This window comes from Mediterraneibacter faecis (assembly GCF_055383675.1).
In genome coordinates this window covers 2,424,146-2,449,101 of the sequence record NZ_AP043803.1, presented here as the reverse complement: position 1 = coordinate 2,449,101, position 24,956 = coordinate 2,424,146, and the positions used below count along the sequence as shown (strand labels likewise).

The 24,956-nt window shown below is 42.5% G+C and carries 22 protein-coding genes; 21 read left to right on the top strand and 1 reads right to left on the bottom strand.

Annotation, left to right across the window (positions count from 1 at the left end):
* The first annotated feature begins 224 nt into the window (after positions 1–224).
* The 16 genes from trpE to ACZ47Z_RS11405 all read left to right on the top strand — a co-directional run bounded on the left by trpE (position 225) and on the right by ACZ47Z_RS11405 (position 17,041).
* A complete protein-coding gene (gene trpE, locus ACZ47Z_RS11480; RefSeq protein WP_117499136.1) occupies positions 225–1,754 on the top strand; it encodes an anthranilate synthase component I in 1,530 nt (509 codons plus the stop codon).
* Complete coding sequence (locus ACZ47Z_RS11475; protein WP_117499134.1) at positions 1,751–2,377, top strand: anthranilate synthase component II; 627 nt, start codon at positions 1,751–1,753, stop codon at positions 2,375–2,377. Before trpE ends, ACZ47Z_RS11475 begins: the two co-directional genes overlap by 4 nt.
* A gap of 3 nt (positions 2,378–2,380) precedes the next feature.
* Positions 2,381–3,391 (top strand): anthranilate phosphoribosyltransferase, encoded by a 1,011-nt coding sequence (gene trpD, locus ACZ47Z_RS11470; protein ID WP_117499132.1) that lies wholly within the window; start codon positions 2,381–2,383, stop codon positions 3,389–3,391.
* Positions 3,392–3,461: 70 nt separating this feature from the next.
* The gene (trpC, locus tag ACZ47Z_RS11465; protein WP_054753829.1) at positions 3,462–4,271 is read left to right on the top strand and encodes an indole-3-glycerol phosphate synthase TrpC; all 810 of its coding nucleotides are present in this window, start codon (positions 3,462–3,464) and stop codon (positions 4,269–4,271) included.
* 13 nt (positions 4,272–4,284) lie between these two features.
* Positions 4,285–4,956 carry a phosphoribosylanthranilate isomerase gene (locus ACZ47Z_RS11460; RefSeq protein ID WP_181968188.1) on the top strand — a complete coding sequence of 224 codons (672 nt, stop codon included), beginning with the start codon at positions 4,285–4,287 and terminating at the stop codon, positions 4,954–4,956.
* A gap of 50 nt (positions 4,957–5,006) precedes the next feature.
* Positions 5,007–6,191, top strand: coding sequence for a tryptophan synthase subunit beta (gene trpB / locus ACZ47Z_RS11455; protein WP_015528114.1), 1,185 nt, complete (start codon positions 5,007–5,009; stop codon positions 6,189–6,191).
* A complete protein-coding gene (gene trpA, locus ACZ47Z_RS11450; protein WP_464525591.1) occupies positions 6,184–6,954 on the top strand; it encodes a tryptophan synthase subunit alpha in 771 nt (256 codons plus the stop codon). Before trpB ends, trpA begins: the two co-directional genes overlap by 8 nt.
* A 143-nt stretch (positions 6,955–7,097) precedes the next feature.
* Positions 7,098–7,466 (top strand): diacylglycerol kinase family protein, encoded by a 369-nt coding sequence (locus ACZ47Z_RS11445; protein WP_117916149.1) that lies wholly within the window; start codon positions 7,098–7,100, stop codon positions 7,464–7,466.
* Positions 7,467–7,501: 35 nt separating this feature from the next.
* Entirely contained in the window at positions 7,502–8,278 is a 777-nt protein-coding gene (locus ACZ47Z_RS11440; RefSeq protein ID WP_464525590.1) for an SseB family protein, read from the top strand.
* 306 nt (positions 8,279–8,584) lie between these two features.
* Complete coding sequence (locus tag ACZ47Z_RS11435; RefSeq protein ID WP_464525589.1) at positions 8,585–10,789, top strand: PTS sugar transporter subunit IIABC; 2,205 nt, start codon at positions 8,585–8,587, stop codon at positions 10,787–10,789.
* A gap of 26 nt (positions 10,790–10,815) precedes the next feature.
* Positions 10,816–11,649, top strand: a complete 834-nt coding sequence (locus ACZ47Z_RS11430; protein ID WP_054753840.1) for a PRD domain-containing protein — start codon at positions 10,816–10,818, stop codon at positions 11,647–11,649.
* 70 nt (positions 11,650–11,719) lie between these two features.
* Positions 11,720–12,397 (top strand): response regulator transcription factor, encoded by a 678-nt coding sequence (locus ACZ47Z_RS11425; protein ID WP_054753843.1) that lies wholly within the window; start codon positions 11,720–11,722, stop codon positions 12,395–12,397.
* A 2-nt stretch (positions 12,398–12,399) separates the two neighbouring features.
* Entirely contained in the window at positions 12,400–13,383 is a 984-nt protein-coding gene (locus tag ACZ47Z_RS11420; protein ID WP_464525588.1) for a sensor histidine kinase, read from the top strand.
* 138 nt (positions 13,384–13,521) lie between these two features.
* Positions 13,522–14,286 carry an ABC transporter ATP-binding protein gene (locus ACZ47Z_RS11415; protein ID WP_015528106.1) on the top strand — a complete coding sequence of 255 codons (765 nt, stop codon included), beginning with the start codon at positions 13,522–13,524 and terminating at the stop codon, positions 14,284–14,286.
* Positions 14,283–16,364 (top strand): ABC transporter permease, encoded by a 2,082-nt coding sequence (locus ACZ47Z_RS11410; RefSeq protein ID WP_464525587.1) that lies wholly within the window; start codon positions 14,283–14,285, stop codon positions 16,362–16,364. The genes ACZ47Z_RS11415 and ACZ47Z_RS11410 overlap by 4 nt, the downstream gene beginning before the upstream one ends.
* A 47-nt stretch (positions 16,365–16,411) precedes the next feature.
* A complete protein-coding gene (locus tag ACZ47Z_RS11405) occupies positions 16,412–17,041 on the top strand; it encodes a cytidylate kinase-like family protein (RefSeq protein ID WP_226866134.1) in 630 nt (209 codons plus the stop codon).
* Between the two features lie 97 nt (positions 17,042–17,138).
* Here ACZ47Z_RS11405 and ACZ47Z_RS11400 read toward each other — a convergent pair whose 3' ends face one another.
* On the bottom strand, positions 17,139–17,585 hold the full coding sequence (locus ACZ47Z_RS11400; protein WP_015528103.1) for a GatB/YqeY domain-containing protein: 447 nt from the start codon (positions 17,583–17,585) through the stop codon (positions 17,139–17,141).
* Between the two features lie 436 nt (positions 17,586–18,021).
* On the opposite strand from ACZ47Z_RS11400, the gene ACZ47Z_RS11395 reads away from it, so the two are divergent.
* The 5 genes from ACZ47Z_RS11395 to ACZ47Z_RS11375 all read left to right on the top strand — a co-directional run bounded on the left by ACZ47Z_RS11395 (position 18,022) and on the right by ACZ47Z_RS11375 (position 24,910).
* Positions 18,022–19,776: an ammonium transporter gene (locus ACZ47Z_RS11395; RefSeq protein ID WP_305067613.1), complete on the top strand. Its 1,755-nt coding sequence runs from the start codon at positions 18,022–18,024 to the stop codon at positions 19,774–19,776.
* A 350-nt stretch (positions 19,777–20,126) separates the two neighbouring features.
* Entirely contained in the window at positions 20,127–22,109 is a 1,983-nt protein-coding gene (locus ACZ47Z_RS11390) for a sodium-translocating pyrophosphatase (protein WP_015528101.1), read from the top strand.
* A gap of 281 nt (positions 22,110–22,390) precedes the next feature.
* Positions 22,391–22,960 (top strand): ECF transporter S component, encoded by a 570-nt coding sequence (locus ACZ47Z_RS11385; RefSeq protein WP_020435840.1) that lies wholly within the window; start codon positions 22,391–22,393, stop codon positions 22,958–22,960.
* A 69-nt stretch (positions 22,961–23,029) separates the two neighbouring features.
* Positions 23,030–24,199, top strand: a complete 1,170-nt coding sequence (locus tag ACZ47Z_RS11380) for a M24 family metallopeptidase (RefSeq protein ID WP_054753846.1) — start codon at positions 23,030–23,032, stop codon at positions 24,197–24,199.
* A gap of 174 nt (positions 24,200–24,373) precedes the next feature.
* Complete coding sequence (locus ACZ47Z_RS11375) at positions 24,374–24,910, top strand: nitroreductase (protein ID WP_055147522.1); 537 nt, start codon at positions 24,374–24,376, stop codon at positions 24,908–24,910.
* Positions 24,911–24,956 lie beyond the last annotated feature (46 nt).

The window sequence follows — 24,956 nt, the reverse complement described above, 5'->3', positions numbered from 1 at the left end:
TGACGTGTGGGCATACGTCAGTTGCCGGAGATATGTTAGTATCTTACAGAGCGCAGGGGAGTGTACCCGTGAATCAAGGTGGCACCGCGGAAAAGATTTAGATTTACCGTCCTTGACAGAATAGGAATATTCTGTCAGGGACTTTTTTTCTACCATAAACATATATTTCCTATCGGGATAAAAGAGAAATTTATTTTGCAGCATAACTTCAAGGAGGAATACACATGGACAAGACATTAGAACAAATCAGATCCTACGCTGAACAAGGCAGATACAAGCGAGTTCCGATCAGCAAAGAGCTGTATGCAGATGCATTTACGCCGATTAGTGTGATGCGGACGCTGCGGGCGGCAAGCAAGCATTGCTATCTGCTGGAAAGTGCGGAGGACAGACAGCAGTGGGGAAGATATTCCTTCCTTGGATATGCACCAACGATGGAGATCACTTGTACCGATGGGCGTGTGATCATCAGCGAAGGGCATGAAGATGAGGATAAGACCATCCGGGAAGTTTTAACCGACCATCCGGGAAAGGTTCTAAGAGAAATTCTCGAAGCATATAAAAGTCCGGTTGTTCCGGGACTTCCGCCATTTACAGGAGGGCTTGTTGGATATTTTTCTTATGACTACATCAAATATGCAGAACCGACATTGAAGCCGGTTCTGGAAGAGAAGAATGAGACTACAGGAAAGACAGCAGCAAAAACGGCAGTAAGAGATTTCCGGGATGCGGACTTGATGTTATTTGACCGTGTCATCGTATTTGACAATTACAGACAGAAGCTGATCCTGATTACAGGCGTGAAGCTGGAAGGTGATCTGGAAGAAAATTATGCGAACGCGAAGCAGGAATTAGAAGAGATGGAACGATTGATCCGAAGCGGGGCGCAGGCAGATTTCCGACCACTGGTTTTAGAAGAAGCGTTCCATCCGGGAGTGGATAAAGAAGATTATTGCAAGATGGTTGAGAAAGCTAAGGAATACATTTATGAAGGTGATATTTTCCAGGTCGTGTTATCCAATCCGCTGACAGCGAAGGCAAAAGGAAGTCTTTTTGATACCTACCGGGTGCTTCGAACCTCGAATCCATCTCCGTATATGTTCTACTTTTCAAGTGATGATATTGAAGTGGCAGGGGCTTCACCGGAAACGCTGGCGAAGTTAGAAAACGGACAGGTGTGCACTTTTCCTCTTGCTGGTACAAGGAAGCGAGGAGTGACCGAAGAGGAAGATCAGGAATTGGAGAAAGAGCTACTTGCAGACGAGAAAGAGCTTGCAGAGCACAACATGCTTGTAGATCTTGGGCGAAATGATGTCGGCAAGATCAGCCAGCCGGGAACAGTTAAAGTTGATAAATATATGGAAATCCAGAGATATTCCCATGTAATGCATATTGGTTCCACAGTAACAGGCAAGATTCGGAAAGATAAGGATGCGCTGGACGTAGTAGATGCGATTCTCCCGGCAGGAACGCTTTCCGGAGCACCGAAGATCCGCGCATGTGAGATTATCGCAGAACTTGAACAGGAGAAGAGAGGTATCTACGGAGGAGCAGTCGGCTATCTCGATTTTGCAGGAAATGTAGATACATGCATTTCCATCCGTCTTGCTTATAAGAAAAATGGATACATTCGTGTACAGTCAGGAGCCGGAATCGTAGCAGACAGTATCCCGGAAAATGAATTCCAGGAGTGTTTAAATAAGGCAGGGGCAGTACTTCAGGCAGTGGAAACTGCGAAAGGAGGATTGGAATGATACTATTACTTGACAATTATGACAGCTTTACCTATAACCTATATCAGTTTATCGCAGGAGTAGAATCAGAAATAAGCGGCATACAAAAAGATCAGACGAATTCAGAAGTAAAGGTTGTTCGAAATGACCAGATCACACCGGAAGAGATTCTGGAACTTGCACCGGAGGCACTGGTGATCTCACCGGGGCCGGGCAAACCTTCTGATGCCGGAATCTGTATCGAAGCAATTCAGAAGCTGAAAGGAAAAATCCCGATGCTCGGCGTTTGTCTCGGACATCAGGCGATGGCGGAAGCATTCGGAGCAACGGTAGGTCACGCCGGACAGCTGATGCACGGGAAGACATCACAGCTGAAAGATGTAAAGACAGACAGTGTTCTGTTTCAGAATCTGACACTTCCAATCCAGGTGGCAAGATATCATTCACTCGCAGTTAAGGAAGAGACACTACCGGAAGAACTGATTGTGACAGCGCGAAGCGAGGACAACGAGATCATGGCGATGGAACACAGAGAATATCCAATCTTTGGGTTACAGTTTCATCCGGAATCTGTGATGACACCGCAGGGACTTCAGATGATAGAGAATTTTATTAACTATGCAAAAGCATTGAAGGAGAATTAAGAAATGATAAAAGAAGCAATTATAAAATTATCAAAGAAAGAAAATCTCATCTATACAGAAGCAGAAGAAGTAATGAATGAGATTATGGAAGGAAAGGCATCGGATGTTCAGAAGTCAGCATATCTGACAGCACTTTCCATGAAAGGTGAGACAATCGATGAGATCACAGCATCAGCAGCGGGAATGCGTGCACACTGCATCAAGCTTTTGCATGACATGGATGTGCTGGAAATCGTAGGAACAGGGGGAGACGGAGCAAATTCATTTAACATTTCAACAACATCCTCCTTTGTGATTGCGGCAGCAGGAATCCCGGTCGCAAAGCATGGTAACCGTGCAGCATCTTCTAAGTCCGGTGCGGCAGATGTACTTGAAGCACTTGGAGTGAAGATCGATGTCGCACCGGAGCGCAGCACTCAGCTTCTCAAAGACATTCAGATCTGTTTCTTATTTGCACAGAATTATCATATTGCGATGAAATATGTCGGACCGATCCGTAAAGAACTTGGTATCTGTACCGTATTCAATATTCTTGGGCCACTGTCTAATCCGGCAGGAGCGAACATGGAACTGATGGGAGTTTATGATGAAAGCCTTGTAGAGCCACTTGCAAGAGTCATGGCGAATCTCGGAGTCGTCCGCGGAATGGTCGTTTACGGACAGGATAAGTTAGATGAGATTTCCATGTGTGCACCGACTACAGTCTGTGAGATTAAAGACGGAACATTTACAAGCTATGAGATCACACCGGAGCAGTTTGGTTATGAGAGATGCGAAAAAGGTGCACTAACAGGAGGAACACCTCAGGAAAACGCACAGATCACATTGGATATCATTTCTGGAAAAGAGCTGGGAGCAAAGAGAAATGCTGTTTGCCTGAATGCAGGAGCAGCAATCTATCTTGCAGGAAAAGCAGATTCGATCGAAGCAGGTGTAAGAAAAGCAGAACAGATCATTGACGAAGGACTTGCACTGAAGAAGCTGGAGCAGTTTAAAGAAGAAAGTAATAAATAAAAAGTCTGATCCCCGGCTATGCAGGGGAGAATGGAAGAAGCAACTTGAAAGAAAAAGAGGAACAAATAGTATGAATATACTCGAGAAAATTACCGAGCGCACGAAAGAGCGGATCGAAGAAGAAAAGAAAATAGTTCCATTAGAAGAGGTTCGAAGGCAGGCGGAAGAAAAAGGAATTAAAGATCAAATCCCAGTATTCGAACAGGCACTTCGGGCAGACGGATTATCCTTTATCTGCGAGGCAAAGAAAGCGTCACCTTCCAAAGGATTGATCGCACCGGATTTTCCATATGTAGAGATCGCCAGAGACTATGAAGCAGGCGGCGCGGCAGCAATCTCCTGTCTGACAGAACCGTTTTGGTTCCGGGGCAGTGATGCGTATCTGAAAGAAATTGTGCAAAATGTATCCATTCCGATACTCAGAAAAGATTTCACCTGTGATGAATACATGATTTATCAGGCGAAAGCAATGGGAGCCTCGGCAGTACTTCTGATCTGTTCGGTATTAGAAGATGGCAGGTTAAAAGCGTATCATCAGTTGGCAGACGAACTCGGACTATCTGCTTTGGTAGAAACACATAACGAAGAAGAAATCTTAAGAGCACAGAAGATCGGTGCAAAGATTATCGGTGTAAATAACCGGAATCTGAAAGATTTCACAGTGGATATCAAGAATAGCATTCGGCTAAGAGAAATGGTCAGTTCGGAAACAGTTTTCGTATCTGAGAGCGGTATCCGCGGAGTGGAAGATATGAAAGCACTTTATGAAAATGGAACCGATGCGGTACTGATCGGAGAACTTCTGATGAGAAAATCTGATCGGAAAGCAGCACTGATGGAGTTGAAGCAGCAGACAGGAAGGCAGCTAGATATGAATTAGCGGAAGATATAGTATGAGACAAGAAAAAATGAACATGCCCAAGATTAAGATCTGCGGATTAAGCCGCCCGGAAGATATTACCTATATAAATGAGGCAAAACCGGATTATTGCGGATTTATCATCGATGTGCCAAAGAGCCGGAGAAATGTATCCATTTCGAAAGTTCGTGAACTGGTTCAAAATCTTGAATCGCAGATTTGCCCGGTCGGAGTATTTGTCGATAAAGACTGTGGCGAGGTCGCACAATTATTAAATGAAGGAACCATTCAGATCGCTCAGCTTCACGGGCAGGAAGATGAGGCATATATAAAGAAGTTGAAAAGTCTGACAGACCATCCGGTGATGAAAGCATTTTCGATTCAGGAGAAAAAAGATCTTGATGCGGCGGCAGCGAGCAGTGCAGATCTGATTCTTCTCGATCACGGAAAAGGCGGAACTGGCGAGACATTTGATTGGAGTCTTTTGGAAGGCTGGACAAAGCGGCCGTATTTCCTCGCAGGAGGACTGAATCCGGAGAACATACCGGAGGCAATACAGCGAATACATCCTTGGGGAATTGACCTGAGCAGTGCAGTGGAGACAGATGGAAAGAAAGATCGTGAGAAAATTCTTCAAGCTGTGAAAACTGTGAGAAATTTTGAAAGCAGTAAACATTTTTTGAAAAACAAAAGAGTATACAAGTAAATGAATAAATTTACCAAAACAATAGAAACAAGAAAGAAGGAGAGACAACCATGACAAAAGGAAGATACGGAATCCATGGTGGACAGTACATTCCGGAGACACTGATGAATGCAGTGATCGAATTGGAAAAGGCGTACAACTACTATAAAAATGACAAAGAATTTAATGACGAACTGAATACATTATTAAATGAATATGCAGGCAGACCGTCTCTTTTATACTATGCAGCACGTATGACAGAAGATCTTGGCGGGGCGAAAATTTATCTGAAACGAGAAGACCTCAATCACACAGGTGCCCATAAGATCAACAACGTGTTAGGTCAGGTTCTTCTTGCGAAGAAGATGGGAAAGACAAGAGTGATCGCTGAGACCGGTGCAGGACAGCATGGAGTTGCAACAGCGACAGCAGCGGCTCTGATGGGAATGGAATGTGAAGTCTTCATGGGAAAAGAAGATACAGAGCGTCAGGCACTGAATGTATACAGAATGCGTCTTCTCGGAGCACAGGTACACGCGGTTACAAGTGGAACTGGTACTTTGAAAGATGCTGTTTCGGAGACGATGCGTGAGTGGACAAGAAGAATTGATGACACACATTATGTACTCGGATCCTGTATGGGACCGCATCCATTTCCGCAGATCGTGCGTGATTTTCAGGCAGTTATATCTAAAGAGATCAAGGAGCAGATCCTTGAAAAAGAAGGAAAACTCCCGGATGCAGTGCTTGCCTGTGTCGGCGGAGGATCCAATGCGATCGGTGCATTTTATAATTTCATTGAAGATGAAGGCGTGCGCCTGATCGGATGCGAGGCGGCAGGACGCGGCGTGAATACAGCAGAGACAGCTGCAACGATCGCGACTGGTAAGCTTGGAATCTTCCACGGAATGAAATCTTATTTCTGTCAGGATGAGTACGGACAGATCGCACCGGTTTACTCAATCTCAGCCGGACTGGATTATCCGGGAATCGGACCAGAGCATGCAGATCTTTATGATAAGGGAAGAGCAGAATATGTAGCAATCACTGATGATGAGGCAGTCGATGCATTTGAGTACCTTTCTAAATTAGAAGGAATCATTCCGGCGATCGAGAGTGCGCATGCAGTTGCATATGCAAGAAAGCTTGCGCCGACAATGGGAAAAGACCAGATTATTGTAATTAATATTTCAGGACGCGGAGATAAGGACTGTGCAGCAATCGCACGTTACAGAGGGGAGGATCTTCATGAGTAGAATACAGGAAGCATTTAAAGGGAAGAAAGCATTTATACCATTTGTCACATGTGGTGACCCGGATCTTGAGACAACGAAACAGATTGTCTATGAGATGGAGAAAGCAGGGGCGGCGTTGATCGAGCTTGGAATCCCATTTTCCGATCCGACAGCAGAAGGACCGGTCATTCAGGGCGCAAACCTGCGTGCGCTGACAGGAGGCGTGACTACAGATAAGATCTTCGATATGGTAAAAGAAATCCGTCAGAATACACAGATTCCACTTGTTTTTATGACATATGCAAATGTTGTGTTCTCTTACGGAACAGAAAGATTTCTTGAGAAAGCGAAAAATGTCGGAATGGATGGTCTGATTCTTCCGGATGTTCCATTTGAAGAGAAAGAAGAATTTGACATCGTGTGCAAAAAGTACGGAATCGATCTGATCTCATTGATTGCACCGACTTCTCATGACCGAATCCGGATGATTGCAAAAGAAGCATCGGGATTCGTATATTGTGTTTCTTCACTTGGTGTAACAGGAACAAGATCCTCGATCACGACGGATATCGGAGCAATGGTGAAGCTTGTAAAAGAGGAAAATGATATTCCATGTGCGGTTGGATTCGGAATCTCCACTCCAGAGCAGGCGGCGAAGATGTGTCAGAACGCAGACGGTGCGATCGTTGGAAGTGCAATCGTTAAGTTGTGTGAGAAATACGGAAAAGACTGCGTGCCGTATGTTGCAGAATATGTAAAGAGTATGGTTGAAGCTTGTAAATAAGTGAAAAGGATATGCGATTCGAAATCCGAGTATTCTTTTGATAATAATAGGAAAATACCTCTTTTGATAAGGAGTCAGATGTGGTATCATAGAAATTAGATTTGTTGCTTGATCTATGATACGAATCCGAAAGGAGAATACGAATGAAGAATCGAAAACAGCCTTTATTCAAAAGCTTTGGCTATGCCTTTGAAGGAATCTGGACAGGGATTTCAAAAGAGAGGAATATGAAGATTCATTGCCTTGCAGTGATTCTTGTAACAGCAGTTGGAACCTTTGTAGGATTAACACCGATGGAATGGTGTATCTGTCTTCTCCTTTTTGGAATGGTGATCTCACTGGAACTTGTGAATACGGCAGTGGAAGCTGTTGTCGATCTTGTGACAGAGGAGAGAAAGCCACTTGCTAAGATCGCGAAGGATACGGCAGCTGGTGCAGTGCTTTTTACGGCAATCATGGCTGTGATCATAGGGGGTATTATATTTATACCTCATTTCATTGCACTACTGTAATGTAAAGAAAAGCAACCAGAAAGGAAAACAAAGAGATGGATGAGAATAAAGTAATTGTCAGTACAGAGATGAAGCAGGTATTGGTGAATCTGCGAAATCTCGAAGAGATTTATGTGATCATGTCAGGTGTGACGAAGATGCCGTTTGTCCTCTGTGATGAAGAGACATTTGATGACGAGGTTCTGGTATATTATCAGGAAGAGTCTGCAAAGGAAAAGGCAAAGACGCTTGCAGAAGATCGTTATCATGTAGGAATTGCCAAGATTGAAAAGAATGTCAGACTTGGATTTTTTACAAACCTGTATACAATGGGCGTGAATGCACTGGCAGTGAATGTTGGTACAGAGGAGGAGATCAGGGTTCAGCTGGAACAGCTTGTAGTTCGTAAGAATAAGGAAGAACTGCCTGACGGAAAGAAACTGATCGAGAATCCGGAGCTTCATCTGACAGCAATGTATCTGATGCAGGAGATGCACCGCAATATCGGATCGGAGATGCCGGAGAATGTGAAGGAACTTCAGGAAGAGATGATGGCGCATTATAAGAAAGGAACCTTTATCGTAGGAGTTCAGGAAGATAATCAGGTTCCACTTCTGAGACAGCCGGACGGAAGTCTGTATCAGCCGATCTTTACAGATATGATAGAATTTACCAGATTTGCACAGGGCAAGAAGATGAAGACAGCAGCAATCCCGGCGGATAAGATTCCGGAGATACTGATTCCGGATGCAAAGGGAGTTGCAATCAATCCATTTGGTGTGAATGTACGTCTGGATATTACAAAAGCAAATAAGCAAAAGCCAGAAGCGTAAAATGAAGAGAAGTTAATTTAAATCAAAAGAAAAACTTTAATTTACTAAAATAATCACTAAGTAACATATTCAACAAAAAAACAGGATAAATATTGTTGAATATTACAGATTGACTGTTGGAAGTGAGTATGGTTATACTATACGTGGTTAAAAGAGAAAAGCGCACGATAGAGTGTTACTGGTAAAGCAGGCATAAACTATCCTTAATAAGTTCACCAGATAAGGTGGATTTAGTTATTGAGGATTAGTTTATGCTTTTTTTGTTGCGCTAACTCTATGAGAAATTTTATACGAGGAGGATTACAGATGAAAGACAAGATTTTTGGAGTATTGCAGAGAATCGGAAGAAGTTTTATGCTTCCAATCGCAATTCTTCCGGTAGCAGGACTTCTGCTTGGAGTAGGAAGTTCATTTACAAATGCAACGATGATTGAGACATATCATCTTCAGGCAATTTTAGGCGAGGGGACAATTCTGAATTCCCTGCTCACAATTATGAGCAAAGCGGGAAGTATTATTTTTGATAACCTGCCGATCATTTTTGCTGTCGGTGTAGCAATCGGTATGGCGAAGAAAGAGAAGGAAGTTGCGGCACTTGCGGCAATGATCTCTTTCTTTGTAATGAATGCAACAATGAATGCCATGCTTCTGATCCGTGGAGATCTTCTTGCAGACGGAACACTTGGAGCCGGAGTTCTGGAAGGAACTGTGACAAGTGTCTGCGGAATCCAGACATTACAGATGGGTGTATTTGGCGGTATTATCGTTGGACTTGGAGTAGCAGCACTTCATAATAAGTTTTACAAAATCCAGCTTCCGAATGCACTGTCATTCTTCAGTGGATCAAGATTTGTTCCGATTATTTCAACATTGACTTATGTGGCTGTCGGAATCGTACTCTATTTTGTATGGCCAACCGTTCAGAATGGAATCTATGCACTCGGCGGACTTGTAACAGGAACAGGCTATATTGGAACATTGATCTTTGGTATTATTAAGAGAGCGTTGATTCCATTTGGACTTCACCATGTATTCTATCTTCCATTCTGGCAGACAGCGGTTGGAGGAACAATGGAAGTTGCGGGACAGCTTGTACAGGGCGGTCAGAACATCTTCTTTGCGCAGCTTGCAGATCCATCCACAGTACATTTCAGTGCGGATGCGACAAGATATTTTTCCGGTGAATTTATTTTCATGATCTTTGGTCTTCCGGGTGCGGCACTTGCAATGTATCAGTGTGCAAAACCGGAGAAGAAGAAACAGGCAGGCGGACTTCTGCTTTCTGCAGCACTTGCATGTATGATGACCGGAATCACAGAGCCACTGGAATTCTCATTCCTGTTTGTAGCACCGATCCTTTTTGCGGTACAGGTGATCCTTGCCGGATCAGCTTATATGATCGCACATATGTTAAATATTGCAGTAGGACTTACATTTTCCGGTGGATTTATTGATCTGTTCCTTTTCGGTATCCTTCAGGGAAATGCTAAGACAAGCTGGATCAGAATCATCCCGGTTGGAATTATTTATTTCTTCTTATATTATATCATCTTCCGTACTTTGATTCTGAAGCTGAATCTGAAGACACCGGGAAGAGAAGATGATGATGCGGAAACGAAGCTGTATACAAAAGCTGATTATAAAGCAAAAGTAGATGGAAATGATGCAGATTCTGAAAATGAAATGACACCGGAAGATCAGAAGAGCGCACTGATCACAAGAGGACTTGGTGGAAAGAAAAACATTTCTGATGTAGACTGCTGTGCGACAAGACTTCGTTGTACGGTAGTAAAGCCGGAACTGGTAAATGAAGATGTCTTAAGAATGACATCCCCATCCGGAATCGTAAGAAAAGGACAGGGAATCCAGGTAATCTACGGACCGGCTGTTTCTGTGATTAAATCCAATCTGGAAGATTATCTGGAGAAAGCTCCGGATGTGGAATATCTTCCGGAAGAAAACGAAAACAGCGCAGAAGAAACGAATAAATGTGCAGAAACAAAAGATGAAGCGAAGAAAGATGAGAACAAAACTGTTGCAGCCGGAACTGTAAAGAAAGAGCTTTGCTATCCATTCACAGGAGTGGCAGCACCGATCGAAGAAGCGTGTGACGAAGCATTTGCAGGGAAAATGATGGGAGACGGTTATCTGGTTCGCCCGGAAGAGGGAATGGCTTATGCGCCGGAAGATGCAACTGTATCTTTTATCTTCCCATCAAAACATGCAGTTGGTCTGACTAGTGATGACGGAACCGAATATCTGCTTCACATTGGCGTGGATACTGTAAATCTGGATGGAAAAGGATTCGAAACTTTTGTAAATGACGGAGACCGAGTAAAAAAGGGTGACAAACTGATAGGTTTTGATATAAAATATATCCAAGAGCATGCAAAATCCGATGAATGTATGGTTGTATTTACAAGTCTTCAGGAAGGTGAAGAGATAAGAATGTCTAAGAGCGGAAAAGTAGAGAAGCTTGAGAAGACAGCAGAAATCGTAAGCTTGAATTAAGAGAAAGAAAGAGAGGCTCCGGGGGGATGTATCGAGTCATTAAAGTTCTGAATAATAATGGGATTCTTGTATATCATGTTGAGACAGGGAAGGAGATGATCCTTCTCGGAAACGGTGTGGGATTTGGAAAGAAACCTACAGAACAGATCGAGAAACTTCCCGGAGCCAAAGTATATTCCCTTGTCACAAGAAGAAAGCAAGAGTCTGTTCTGAAAACAGTCAATGGAATCCGCCCGGAGTTTATTGAGGCAACAGGAAAGATCATTGAAGAAGCAGAGAACGTGTTTCAGAAGATCAATCATGAGATGCTACTTCCGTTGGCAGATCATATTGCGCTTGCAGCGAAGAGAGCGAAGGAGAACCGCCAGCTTCCGAATCCATTTACACCGGATATCCGTGTGTTGTTTGGAGAGGAGTATCAAGTGGCCCTGAAAGGGCGGGAAATTATACAGCAGCTGACAGGATATGAAATCTCAGAGGATGAAGTCGGATTCATTACGCTACATATCCATGCAGGCCTTTCTGATGAGGCAGTATCCCAGACTCTGGATGCGACCAGGATTGTAAATGAAGGGATTGCCATGATTGAACAGGAATTCGATCAGAAGCTGGAGAGCGGCTCACTTGGATGTACACGTCTGATGAGTCATATGTATTATATGATTCTGAGAACACGTAAGGGTGAAGGGACGAATGCAGACTTTAATGAGTTCATTTTTCAGAATTACCCAAGGACCGGAGAGGCGGCGAAGAGAGTGTGTGACTATATGTCCAGACAGCTGAAACAACCGGTCGCAAAAGAAGAAATCGGATTTCTTGCAATCCATATCCAGCGGGTTATCTCGCCGGATACGGTATGACCGTGTGCTCTTGAAATACTGTATACTATGATATATAGTAGTGGATAAGAGCGAAAGGGGAATCCGCAGAATGTATAAGATTCTAATCATAGAAGATGACCTTGTGATGGCAGGGGCAATTAAAAAAGAGATGGAAGCGTGGGGAAATGAAGCACGTTATGTGGAAGATTTTGCAAAGGTTCTTGAGACATTTGCAGAGTATGGTCCACATCTGGTGCTTTTGGATATCACGCTTCCTTTTTATAATGGATATCACTGGTGCAGCGAGATCCGTAAGATATCGAGCGTTCCAGTGATCTTTATCTCTTCAGCAGCGGATAATATGAATATTATCATGGCGATGAATATGGGCGGAGATGACTTTGTGGCAAAACCGTTTGACTTAAGTGTACTGACAGCGAAGATTCAGGCTCTGCTGAGAAGAACGTATGATTTGTCAGGAAAAGTGCCGATGCTGGAACATAGAGGAGCAATCCTGAACCTCTATGATACAACAATGACCTATAATGGAGAAAAGATTGAGTTGACAAAGAATGAATTTCGTATCTTACAGACATTGATGGAGAATAAAGGACGCGTGGTCAGCAGAGACACGCTGATGACAAAGCTGTGGGAGACAGACAATTATATCGAAGAGAATACATTGACAGTCAATGTCGGAAGACTTCGGAAAAAGCTGGAAAAAGCGGGACTGGAAGGCTTTATCAAGACGAAAGTCGGCGGTGGATATATCATCGAGAAGGAGTAAAAATGTTTTTACAATATTTGAAAAGAATCCGCTTTGTGCTTCTGTGGAGTTTGCTGTGTGTGGGAATCTTTTTTCTGATTTTTGTGCTGGAAGAGATTAATCTGAAGGCAGCGGTTTATCCGACAGTGTTGTGTCTGGCATTTGGATTACTTTTTCTTCTCTGTGGATATTTGCGGTATAAGAAAACCGGGCAGAAGCTGGAACATTTGCTGCAAGGAGAAGGACCTTATGAGGATTCACTTCCGGTGGCACAAGATGGAATTGAGTCAGGATATCAGGAGCTGATCAGAAAAGAAGAGCAACAGCAAAGAAAAGAACATGCCAGATGGGAGAAGTCCGGTCAGGACATGGAGGACTATTATGCAACCTGGGTGCATCAGATCAAGGCACCGATCGCTGTGATGAATGTATTACTCCAGCAGGAAGATACTGAGACGAATCAGAATCTGAAAGCTGAACTGTTCCGGGTGGAGCAGTATGTGGAGATGGCACTTGGGTATGTGCGTCTTGACAGTGGCACGAAGGATCTGGTAATCGCACAGTATCCTTTGGATGAAATTGTAAGAAAATCGATCCGTAAATATGCAGGACAGTTTATTCGAAGGAGAATCCGTCTGATCTATGAAGGGACAGATCAGATTGTTTTGACGGATGAGAAATGGCTTTCGTTTATCATTGAACAGTTGTTGTCCAATGTGGTGAAATATACACTGAAAGGAACTGTGACGATTATTGTCAGTGAAGAAAAGAAATTGACAGTTACAGATACCGGAATGGGGATTGCACCGGAGGATCTGCCGAGAATCTTTGAAAAAGGATATACGGGATATAATGGAAGAATGGAACGGAAATCAACGGGAATCGGTCTGTATCTGAGTCAGATGGCGGCAAAGAAACTTGGGCATCAGATTACAGTTGAGTCAAAGTTGGGGGAAGGCAGCAGTTTTACGATTGATTTGGCAGAGTATCCATTGAGATCAGAGTAAAACACTAAATCACACAGAGAGAAACAAGTGACAAATTTGTCACATCAGACAGCTGGAATGTCACAGAAATCAATGTCGGCATTCTGGCTGTATTGCTATACTGAGGATGTTGAAAGAAAGAAGAGGAGGTCGTAAGAAATGACAGTTTTGGAAGTAGAAAATTTGAAAAAAATATACCGTCCCCGTTTTGGCGGTAATCAGGTACAGGCACTCTCTAAGGTGACATTCTCAGTAGAAGAGGGCGAATATGTAGCAATCATGGGAGAGAGTGGTTCGGGGAAGACGACATTACTGAACATGCTGGCAGCATTGGATAAACCAACCGAAGGGGAAGTTTATCTGGATGGAAAACCGTTATCAGCAATCCGTGAGAAGGATCTGTCCAAGTTCAGGAGAGATCATCTTGGGTTTGTATTTCAGGATTTCAATCTTTTGGATACATTTAATCTAAAGGACAATATCTTACTGCCATTGGTACTGCAGGGAGTTGATTACAGGAAAATGAATGTCAGGATGATGCCAATCGTGAAAGAACTTGGAATTGCAGGACTTCTAGAGAAGTATCCGTATGAAGTATCAGGAGGACAGAAGCAGCGTGCAGCAGTGGCGAGAGCGCTGATCACAGATCCGAGACTGATCCTGGCGGATGAGCCGACCGGGGCACTCGATTCGAAATCAACGGATGAATTGCTCGGGGTATTTGAGCGGATCAATCAATCGGGACAGACGATCCTTATGGTAACACATTCTGTCAAAGCAGCGAGCAAGGCCGGGAGAGTGTTATTTATTAAAGACGGAGAAGTTTTCCACCAGGTATATAAAGGCGAACAGACAGATGAACAGTTCTATCAGAATATCTCAGCGACACTTACAATGCTTGCGACAGGTGGTGAGAGACAATGAAAAGTGGACTTTATCTGAAACTTTCCGTCAATGGAATTAAGAAAAATAAGAAGCTGTATCTTCCTTATCTGATCACTTGTATCTGTATGGTTATGATGTTCTATCTGATCGATTATCTTGCAGTGAGTCCGCAGTTTGCCAAGATCAAAGGTGGGGATACTATGCAGATGATCCTTGGATTTGGTTCTGGTGTGATCTCAATCTTTTCTCTGATCCTTCTGTATTACACAAATTCATTTCTGATCCGCAGACGACAGAGAGAGTTTGGGTTGTATCACATCCTTGGAATGGGAAAAATTGACCTTGTAAAAATCATGGTTCTTGAGAATCTGATCATCAGTGTTCTGACGATTGCAGGAGGAATCGTGGGAGGAATCCTGTTCTCTAAATTAGGGGAACTTCTGGCAGCGAAGATACTTGGAAGTAATGCCGGACTTTCTATGAAAATCAGTGTTCCGGCACTTGTGGCTACGGCACTGTTATTCCTGGTCATTTTTGCATTAATCATGCTTCGGATGATCGTGTCCGTCTATCGGTTAAAACCTGTAGAACTTTTAAAAAGTGAAAAGACAGGAGAGAAACCTCCGAAGGCAAACTGGATCTTTGCAGTACTCGGGTTGCTTCTGCTTGGTGTGGCTTATTATTTATCCCTGACAATCAAAGATCCGCTTGTAGCGATGATCTGGTTTATGGTTGCCGTCGTGCTGGTAATCCTTGCAACGTATCTGTTATTTATTGCCGGCTCGGTCACATTTTGTAAAATAATGCAGAAAAAGAAAGGATATTATTATAAAACAAATCATTTTATTTCACTTTCATCCATGATTTACCGTATGAAACGAAATGGGGCAGGATTAGCGTCTATTTGTATTCTGTCCACAATGGTTCTGGTTATGGTATCTTCTACAACCAGCCTGTATCTGAGTATGGAACATGGCTTGAATCTTCGATATCCGAAATCTGTCCAGATTGAGATGTACACGAAACCGGAGCAGACGGAAGAAATGAAAGAGAATCAGAATGGACAGATTATAGAGCTTGTACAGAAGGTTTTGAAAGAAAATAACCAGACCGCGGAGAATCCGGAGAATTACCGGATGCTTACAGTCAGTGGAATTGTTTCAAAAAATGAAATCTATTTTAATCCGGAGAATGCTCCGGGAGTCAATGAAGTGAATACATTTGATCATTTAAAAATGTTCTATGCTCTGCCGTTGGAAGCGTATAATCGGATCATGGGGACGAATCTGGAGCTTGCTCCCGGGGAAGCGTATCTGTATGCGAAAGATTCCGATTTCCCCTATGATCAGATCACGGTGGAGAATTCCGGGACATGGAGGATTAAAGGACATTTGGATAAAATGATTTCAAATGGAAATAATATGGCAAATATGAACAGCAGCTTCTATCTGGTGGTTTCCGGACTGGAAGATATAAAAGCTTTGGAAGAAGGAAATGTTTCCGTTTACGGTGTCAATGGTTCTTATGAGAAATGGTACTACAATTTTGATCTGTCCTGTGGAGATGAAGAGCAGATCCAGATTCAAAACGAGATTGACAAGAAAATCAATGCATTGGCTGAACAGGAATCAGAGGAATCAGATACCCTATTTTTTGGAGCTTCTACAGACAGCAGAGCCGCATCAAGAGCTGATTACCAGGCTTTGTACGGCGGTCTGTTCTTCCTTGGAATCCTTCTTGGAGTCGTATTCATTCTTGGAATGGTGCTGATCATTTATTATAAACAGATTACAGAAGGCTATGAGGATCAGGACAGATTCCAGATTCTGATGAAAGTGGGGATGACACAGAAAGAAGTGCGTCAGACGATCAATTCTCAGGTAATGACAGTATTCTTCCTGCCTCTTGTGGCTGCCGGAATTCATACGGCATTTGCATTTCCAATGATAGAAAAAATGGTGCATCTGCTTGCTTTTTCTGACAGAAAATTCCTGATTCTGGTGACAGTGTGCTCCTATTTAGTATTTGCATTATTCTATATCATTGTCTACATGGTGACTTCGAAACAGTATTACAAAATTGTTAGCGGAAAACAGGAAGAAAGTCTTTTTTCTTAATTCAAAGAGTGATAGAATAGAATTATCAGAAAAAGGAGGACTTGCTTATGATGAATCACACAATTATTACAATTGGAAGACAGTTCGGAAGTGGCGGTCATGAAGTAGGAAACAGACTGGCAGAGAGACTGAACATTCCTCTTTACGATCACAATCTGATTCGAATGGCAGCAAGAGATCTTGGAATTTCGAACGAAGATGCTGGAAGAGTAGATGAGATGAGACTGGGAAATGTGTTATCAAGCTATTATATTGGAATGGGTGATTACACAACATTTATGCTTAGTCCTGAGGCCGAGAAGCCATTGAGTGACAAAGTTTTTGAGACGCAGTCAGCAATCATCCGCAAGCTGGCAGAACGTGGACCTGGAATCTTCGTGGGACGCTGCGCAGATTATGTTCTTGGGGATTATTCAAATGTTGTGAATACATTTATCTATGCTTATAAGGATGATAGAATCAATCGAATCATGGATATCTATAAGCTTTCCGAGAAAGAGGCTGTAGATAAGATTAAGAAGATTGACAGAGAGAGACGCCTGTATTATGAAGGTAGAACAGACCGTAAGTGGGGCAGTATTGAAGCGAATGCAATTCTGCTGAATTCAAGTCTTCTTGGAATCGATGGTGCGGTAGATGCACTTGAGGCGATTTATCATAAGTGGGAAAACAGATAACAAAATAAGCAGAAAAAATGAAATAATTAACAAAAATTAAGAGGGTGTCGTTTAGTGCGACACCCTCTTTGCTACGTCTTTATTCTGGAATCTGTATTTATTTCATCATGCCGGCAAGAATCTGATTGACTTCTTTACCATCAGCTTTGCCTTTTACCTTCGGCATGAGTTCTTTCATGATCTTACCTTTATCCTTTGCTGTAGGAGCATCGATACCAAGATCTGCAAGAACGGATGTGATCACTGCTTTGATCTCATCTTCGCTCATCATCTTTGGTGCATATTCTTCAAGAACAGCAAGACGCTTCTGAGCCTCTTCAATCAGATCTGTACGATCTTCAGGTGTCATATCAATTGTTTCTTTTAACTGTTTGATTTCTTTTAAGATTACCTGTCCTTCTTCCTCTTCTGTCAGGTCGGCACGTTTGTCGATAGCTTTATTCTTCAGAGAGGAGAGCAGAAAGGAAAGTGCGGCTTTTCGTTCTTTGTCTCCTGCCTTCATTGCAGCGACCATAGCGCTTCTGATTTCATCAATTTTGCTCATTTTAGAGTCCTCCTTATAATTTAATATGCTTGAAATAGTTACAATTATTGAAAAGAGCGGATTGCTCTTGATTCATAAGATAAATTTTAGCAGATGGTGGTTTATATTGCAAGAGTGCACTCTGTTTTGTGAAAATATATAAAAAAATGCATGAAAAGCATAAAAAATCAGAAAATTTACGAAAAGTAAAAATATAGGTTGACAATATTGGGCTCGAGGAGTAAACTACGTGACATAAAAGCAAAGGCGCTTTGAGAAACAGATCTCAGAGTGCCTTTTTCTTTTAATAAAATATGGTACCTATAGATTTGCCGCGAACAGCAGCAAGTCTCAATGACACAAAGGCGTGTCTTACAGCAAGAACTGATTCAGGGGGATGGTTCAACGAAGCTGTGAGATATGTCTTTTTAGTTTCTAGGTATGAGGAGGAAGTAGTATGACACAAGAAATTATTACTCAGATTACAGACACAGTCGGAACAGAAGTGTTCGGCATCTGGTTCCTGATCGGAGCTGCATTTGTATTCTTTATGCAGGCAGGATTCGCTATGGTAGAGACAGGATTCACCAGAGCAAAGAATGCCGGTAACATTATCATGAAGAATCTGATGGATTTTTGTATTGGAACAATCGTGTTTATTTTCCTTGGATTTGGATTGTTACTCGGGGAAGATGCACTTGGCGGACTGGTAGGAGTTCCAACACTTGGAATCTTTACGGATTATGCAAACTTTGACTGGTCTAATTTTGTATTCAACTTGGTTTTCTGTGCGACAGCAGCAACAATCGTATCAGGAGCTATGGCAGAAAGAACAAAGTTTCTTTCCTATTGTATTTATTCCGCAATGATCTCCGCAGTTGTGTATCCGATCGAAGCACACTGGATCTGGGGAGGCGGATGGCTTTCACAGCTTGGCTTCCATGATTTTGCAGGATCTTGTGCAATCCACATGGTAGGTGGAGTAACAGCATTTATCGGAGCTGCAATGGAAGGAGCCAGAATTGGTAAATTCTCAAGAGATAAGAATGGAAAAGTAACAAAAGTCCACGCATTTCCAGGACATAACCTCGTAATAGGTGCTCTTGGATGTTTCATCCTCTGGTTTGGATGGTATGGATTCAACGGTGCGGCAGCAACAACAGGCCCACAGCTTGCATCTATCTTTATGACAACAACAATCGCACCGGCAACAGCAACCGTTGTATGTATGATCTTCACATGGCTTCGTTATGGAAAACCAGATGTGTCTATGTGTCTGAATGCATCCCTCGCAGGTCTGGTAGCAATCACAGCACCTTGTGATGTGACAGATGGATTAGGAGCACTGATCATTGGAGCAGTTGCAGGAGTTCTCGTAGTATTTGGCGTTTGGTTCTGTGATAATGTAGTGCATGTAGATGACCCGGTTGGTGCCGTAGCAGTTCATTGTTGTAATGGTATTTGGGGAACAATCGCAGTTGGTCTTTTTGCAACAACAAATGCGCCGGAAAGCACACTGAAAGGTCTGTTCTACGGCGGTGGATTCGGACTTCTCGGAACACAGCTTCTTGGTGTAGTAACAGTTCTTGCTTGGACAGTTGTAACAATGACAATTATCTTCAAAGTAATCGATATGACAATTGGACTTCGTGTTTCAGAGGAAGAAGAGATTGTTGGTCTGGATTCCAAGGAGCATGGTCTTGCATCAGCATATGCAGGATTCAGCATCATGGATATTACGGAAGGTGCAATGAATGAAAATGAAAACACAGATCTTGGTGTAGCAGATTATGACGCAGCATCTCCAATCCAGAGAGCAGCAGCTGTACCTGTAGCCGGACCGGTAGATGCAGATACAGGAATGCATAAAGTAGTTATTATCGCAAAGCTTTCTAAGTATGACAGGCTGAAATCAGCGTTGAACAATCTTGGTGTTACAGGAATGACAGTTACCCAGGTTATGGGATGCGGTATCCAGAAAGGTGCCGGCGAGAAATATCGTGGAGTTGAGATGGACGTAACCGTTCTTCCAAAGGTAAAAGTAGAAGTTATCGTTGGAAATATTCCGGTTGAGAAAGTCATCGAAACAGCATCCAAGACACTGTATACAGGACATGTCGGTGATGGTAAGATCTTTGTATACAACGTGCAGAAAGTAGTAAAAGTACGTACAGGAGAAGAAGATCTCGAAGCATTGAAAGATGTAGAATAATACTTGATAAAAAAAATAATCTCCCAAAAGCAGTAAAGACTGTTTTTCCGGAGATTATTTTTTATGATTATTGAACGATTTTTTGAATAATTTTTTTTATAAATAAGATTGAAATCTTATATACTACTATATTTAATAAGAAGTAACAGCGTAAAAAACAACACAGGATGGTAAAAATTACCTAAAAATTTTTTAGATTATCATATAATTTGAAAAGAAAAATGTGAAAAAAATACTATTTTATGTAAAGAGAGTTAAATAAATATAAAATTTTTCTTTAAAAAGCTAAAAAAATGTGATATAGTGTAATACAAACATATGATATTGAAATTCAGGAGGGAAAATTAAGAATGAACAATTATATGTATCTGGTTCCAGTTGCAGCTGTCATTGCTCTTCTTTTTGCAGCATATCTTGCAGCAAAGGTTAGCAGACAGGATGCCGGAACAGAAAGAATGAAGGAAATTGCCGGTGCAATCGCAGATGGTGCACGTGCTTTCCTGACAGCAGAGTACAAGATCCTTATTGTATTCGTAGTAGTACTTTTCGTACTGATCGGATTAGGAGTAGGTAACTGGGTAACAGCAGTTTGCTTCGTAGTAGGTGCTCTGTTCTCAACAATCGCAGGTTACTGCGGAATGACAGTTGCTACTAAGGCAAATGTCAGAACAGCTAACGCAGCTAAAGAGAGCGGAATGAACAAAGCTCTTTCCATCGCATTTTCAGGTGGTGCCGTTATGGGTATGTGTGTTGCTGGACTTGGTGCACTTGGTGTCAGCCTTGTGTACATCGTAACTAAGAATGTAGATGTATTATTCGGATTCAGCCTTGGTGCTTCTTCCATCGCATTGTTTGCACGTGTTGGTGGTGGTATCTATACAAAGGCAGCAGACGTTGGAGCTGACCTTGTAGGTAAAGTAGAAGCAGGTATCCCGGAAGATGATCCGCGTAACCCGGCTGTTATTGCTGACAACGTTGGAGATAACGTAGGTGACGTAGCAGGTATGGGAGCTGACCTTTTCGAGTCTTACTGTGGATCTCTGATCTCAGCACTGACACTTGGTGTTGCAGTAAGCGAAGTTTCAGGAGTATTATTCCCACTTGCAATCGCAGGATGTGGTCTGATCGCTTCTATCCTTGGAACATTCTTCGTAAGAGGCGGAGAGAACACAAATCCTCAGAAAGCTCTTACAAAAGGAAGCTATGCTTCTTCAGCAATCGTAATCATTGCTTCTTTAGCACTTAGCTGGGTGCTTTTCGGAAACATGAACGCAGCAATCGCAGTTATCGCTGGTCTGATTGTTGGTGTTATCATTGGTAACATCACAGAGTACTACACATCAGCAGATTACAAACCGGTTAAAGGAATCGGAGAGCAGTCTGAGACAGGTGCAGCTACAACAATCATCAGTGGTCTTGCAGTTGGTATGAAATCAACAGCTATCCCGCTGCTTCTGATCTGTGTAGGTATTTTTGTTTCTTATAATGTATTTGGTCTGTATGGAATTGCTCTTGCAGCAGTTGGTATGCTTTCTACAACAGGAATCACTGTTGCAGTTGATGCATATGGTCCGATCGCAGACAACGCTGGTGGTATCGCAGAGATGTCCGGTCTTGATGAGTCCGTTCGTGACATTACAGACAAGCTTGACTCTGTAGGTAATACAACAGCAGCTATGGGTAAAGGATTTGCTATCGGTTCTGCAGCACTTACAGCTCTTGCGCTGTTCGTATCTTATGCAGAGACAGTAGGTCTGAAATCCATCAACCTTCTTGACTACAAAGTAATCATCGGTATCTTTATCGGTGGTATGCTTACATTCCTCTTCTCAGCATTCACTATGGAGTCTGTATCTAAGGCTGCATATTCAATGATCGAGGAAGTTAGACGTCAGTTCCGTGAGAAACCAGGCATCATGAAAGGTGAAGAGAAACCTGACTACAAGTCATGCGTTGCTATTTCTACAACAGCAGCACTTCACGAGATGCTTCTTCCAGGTTTGATGGCGGTTATCGTTCCTGTAGTAGTAGGTGTTCTTCTTGGAGTTGACGCTCTTGGCGGACTTCTTTCAGGATCCCTCGTAACAGGAGTTCTTATGGCGATCTTCATGTCAAATGCAGGTGGTGCATGGGATAACGCTAAGAAGTATATCGAAGAAGGAAACCACGGCGGAAAAGGTAGTGAGGCTCATAAGGCAGCCGTTGTTGGAGATACTGTAGGAGATCCGTTCAAGGATACATCAGGTCCGTCTATCAACATTCTGATCAAACTTATGACAGTTGTATCACTTGTATTCGCTCCACTGTTCCTTTCTATCGGAGGACTTCTGTAATACTTTTGTCATTCATATATGGATGACATTAAGAATATAAGTTGAAAGAAAACGTTCTCCGGGGATTTCCCCGGGGGACGTTTTTTTTCTGTGTTGCTTTTACTTGTTTTGTTATATAACTATAAAACTGGCTTGTATAAATATTTTAAAACTGGATATATCTAACAGACCAGGGCGCTGATATAATAAGGCGGTATGTTGGGAAAATTCACTTACAAGTCTCACGGATGTTCGACTTGAATACTCAACATAAGAGATAACAAACAGGAGATTTACAAAATATGAAAAACGAAAGTATCAGCACAAAGAAAATCGTAATGACTGCATTTTTTGCAGCTATTATTTATCTGGGAATCCAGTCTTTCCGTATTCCGCTTCCGGCGGCTGTCGGAACACCATTTCTGCATTTCGGACACATTTTCGTAATGCTTGCAGTATTAATGCTTGGACCTAAGCTTTCAACTGTGGCAGGAGTTCTCGGACTTCTCGTCTTTGATGTATTGAACGGTTATATTCAGGCAATCCCGAATGTATTCGTCAGCACAATTATCAAATGTCTGCTTGTGGGCATGATCTTTCAGTCTCTGAAGAAAAAAGCTCAGGGAGATGCGAAGAAGGAATATGGTTATGCAGTCCTCTGTGCGGCTATCTACGGCATTACGAACATTATCGTAGACTTTATCTGGTCAACAGTTGAACTGGTTGTTCTTGGAAGTTCCTGGAGTGCAGCGTTGGCGGCAGAGATCACATCTATCCCGGCTACGATCATCAATGCAGGATTTACAGTAGTAGGAATTGCGATTCTGTATGTTCCGGTGAAGAAGGCTTACCAGAGAATCCTTGGAGCATAGGAAATTAATAAGCCAGGAAGTCAATGTCATAGCACATATGTCTGATAATCAAAAAGGAGAATTATTAAGTTGGATATTGCAAAGATACAGATCTTATTACAGGAAGCAGAATTAGACGGTTGGTTGTTTACAGATTTCCAGGGACATGATTTTATCACAAAAGAGTTTCTTGAGCTTGGAAATCGTTTCTGCACAAGAAGGATGTTCTATCTGATTCCGACGCAGGGTGAACCAGTCAAGGTGCTTTCAGCAATTGAGCCGCATCTCCTTGATCATCTTCTGGGAGAGAAAATGTTATATCATGGAATTGAAGGACAGAAGAAAGTGCTGTCAGAATTATTGAAGCCGGGTATGAAGATTGCCTGCCAGTACTCTCCGGGTGGAAATGTCCCGACAATCAGCTCTATGGATGCCGGCCTGATCGAGTATCTTAGAACTTACGGAATCGAACCGGTTACAAGTGCAGATATGATGCAGCATTTCGGTGCGGTACTAACGGAACATCAGATCGAGACACACCGACAGGCTGGAGTTATCATACATAAGATTCTTACTGATACATTTTCTTGGATCAGAGAGAATATAGATGCAGGTAATTATATTGATGAGTATGCGATGCTTCAGCAGATGCAGGAACTGATAGGGCAGGAGAATATCTATATGGATTCTCCGCCGTTTTTCGGAGTTGATGAGCATGCCTGTGATCCGGGATATGAACCGAAAGAAAATGGTTCGAAGCAGATTCGTGAAGGCAGCAGATTGATCATAGATATTGCCGGACGTCTTCCGGAAGAGGATGCGGTATATTATGATGTATCCTGGTGCATGAATGTCGGAGAAAAGATTGATCCGGAGTATGAGAAATGGTTTCAGATCGTATATGATGCGCGGGAAGATGCAAGACAGTTTATTCAGGCGAGATTAGATGCAGGAGAAAAAGTCAGAGGATATGAAGTGGATCGAAGGCTGAAAGAAAGATTCGAACAGCTTGGATGTGCACAGTATCTGATGCACCGGACAGGACATAATATCGGTCACAGATGTCATGGAATTGGTGCCAATCTGGATGATTATGAAACACATGATGACCGCTGTCTGCTCCCTGGTACGATGTTTTCCATAGAACCGGGACTGTATACAGATAAGTATGGTGTGAGACTGGAATATGATGTGCATATTACTTCGGAGGGAGAAACGAAAGTGTATGGACCGGTGCAGGATGAGATTCTTGTGATTTGATCAAGGGTGAAAGAAATATAGTTGAAAAAGTGAAAGAAATGGCGAAGATTTGTACCAGTAAGGTGTAAGCTTCGTCCTTTTTGTTAAATACAATTCTTGATAATGTATAATAGGTGTAGTATTCTTATTAGAAATAATACATCAGTAAAAGAAATAAACAGGAGGTTATTCAAAATGAAACAAGTAGAGACAACAAGAGAAGCAATAATCAACAGACGAAGTGTTCGCAAGTATAAAACTGATATGATTCCAAGAGACATAATCGAGCGAATTGTAGAGGCGGGGACTTATGCAGCAAATGGAAGAGGACACCAGGCATCTATTATTCTGGCAGTGACAAATAAAGAATTACGAGACAGACTTTCAGAGATGAATCGTAAGATTGGTGGATGGGATGAAGGATTTGATCCGTTTTATGGAGCACCTGTGGTATTGGTTGTACTGGCAGAGAAAGACTGGCCAACACATGTGTATGATGGAAGTCTTGTAATGGGTAATCTGATGCTGGCAGCACATACAGAAGGAATTGGAAGTTGTTGGATTCATCGTGCAAAGGAAGAGTTTGAAAGTGAAGAAGGAAAACAGATTTTGTCTGATCTTGGAGTGACAGGAGAGTATGAAGGTATCGGACACTGTATACTTGGATATCCGGATGAAGAAATAGAAGAGGCGAAACCCAGAAAAGATGATTATGTTTTCTGGGTGGAGTGATAGCCCATAAATATAATAGAGGGTTACTCACCATAGCTTCAAACTA

Coding starts and splice junctions, on each gene's coding strand:
- trpE (WP_117499136.1), top strand. CDS start 225: ATGGACAAGACATTAGAACAAATCAGATCCTACGCTGAACAAGGCAGA.
- ACZ47Z_RS11475 (WP_117499134.1), top strand. CDS start 1,751: ATGATACTATTACTTGACAATTATGACAGCTTTACCTATAACCTATAT.
- trpD (WP_117499132.1), top strand. CDS start 2,381: ATGATAAAAGAAGCAATTATAAAATTATCAAAGAAAGAAAATCTCATC.
- trpC (WP_054753829.1), top strand. CDS start 3,462: ATGAATATACTCGAGAAAATTACCGAGCGCACGAAAGAGCGGATCGAA.
- ACZ47Z_RS11460 (WP_181968188.1), top strand. CDS start 4,285: ATGAGACAAGAAAAAATGAACATGCCCAAGATTAAGATCTGCGGATTA.
- trpB (WP_015528114.1), top strand. CDS start 5,007: ATGACAAAAGGAAGATACGGAATCCATGGTGGACAGTACATTCCGGAG.
- trpA (WP_464525591.1), top strand. CDS start 6,184: ATGAGTAGAATACAGGAAGCATTTAAAGGGAAGAAAGCATTTATACCA.
- ACZ47Z_RS11445 (WP_117916149.1), top strand. CDS start 7,098: ATGAAGAATCGAAAACAGCCTTTATTCAAAAGCTTTGGCTATGCCTTT.
- ACZ47Z_RS11440 (WP_464525590.1), top strand. CDS start 7,502: ATGGATGAGAATAAAGTAATTGTCAGTACAGAGATGAAGCAGGTATTG.
- ACZ47Z_RS11435 (WP_464525589.1), top strand. CDS start 8,585: ATGAAAGACAAGATTTTTGGAGTATTGCAGAGAATCGGAAGAAGTTTT.
- ACZ47Z_RS11430 (WP_054753840.1), top strand. CDS start 10,816: ATGTATCGAGTCATTAAAGTTCTGAATAATAATGGGATTCTTGTATAT.
- ACZ47Z_RS11425 (WP_054753843.1), top strand. CDS start 11,720: ATGTATAAGATTCTAATCATAGAAGATGACCTTGTGATGGCAGGGGCA.
- ACZ47Z_RS11420 (WP_464525588.1), top strand. CDS start 12,400: ATGTTTTTACAATATTTGAAAAGAATCCGCTTTGTGCTTCTGTGGAGT.
- ACZ47Z_RS11415 (WP_015528106.1), top strand. CDS start 13,522: ATGACAGTTTTGGAAGTAGAAAATTTGAAAAAAATATACCGTCCCCGT.
- ACZ47Z_RS11410 (WP_464525587.1), top strand. CDS start 14,283: ATGAAAAGTGGACTTTATCTGAAACTTTCCGTCAATGGAATTAAGAAA.
- ACZ47Z_RS11405 (WP_226866134.1), top strand. CDS start 16,412: ATGATGAATCACACAATTATTACAATTGGAAGACAGTTCGGAAGTGGC.
- ACZ47Z_RS11400 (WP_015528103.1), bottom strand. CDS start 17,585: ATGAGCAAAATTGATGAAATCAGAAGCGCTATGGTCGCTGCAATGAAG.
- ACZ47Z_RS11395 (WP_305067613.1), top strand. CDS start 18,022: ATGACACAAGAAATTATTACTCAGATTACAGACACAGTCGGAACAGAA.
- ACZ47Z_RS11390 (WP_015528101.1), top strand. CDS start 20,127: ATGAACAATTATATGTATCTGGTTCCAGTTGCAGCTGTCATTGCTCTT.
- ACZ47Z_RS11385 (WP_020435840.1), top strand. CDS start 22,391: ATGAAAAACGAAAGTATCAGCACAAAGAAAATCGTAATGACTGCATTT.
- ACZ47Z_RS11375 (WP_055147522.1), top strand. CDS start 24,374: ATGAAACAAGTAGAGACAACAAGAGAAGCAATAATCAACAGACGAAGT.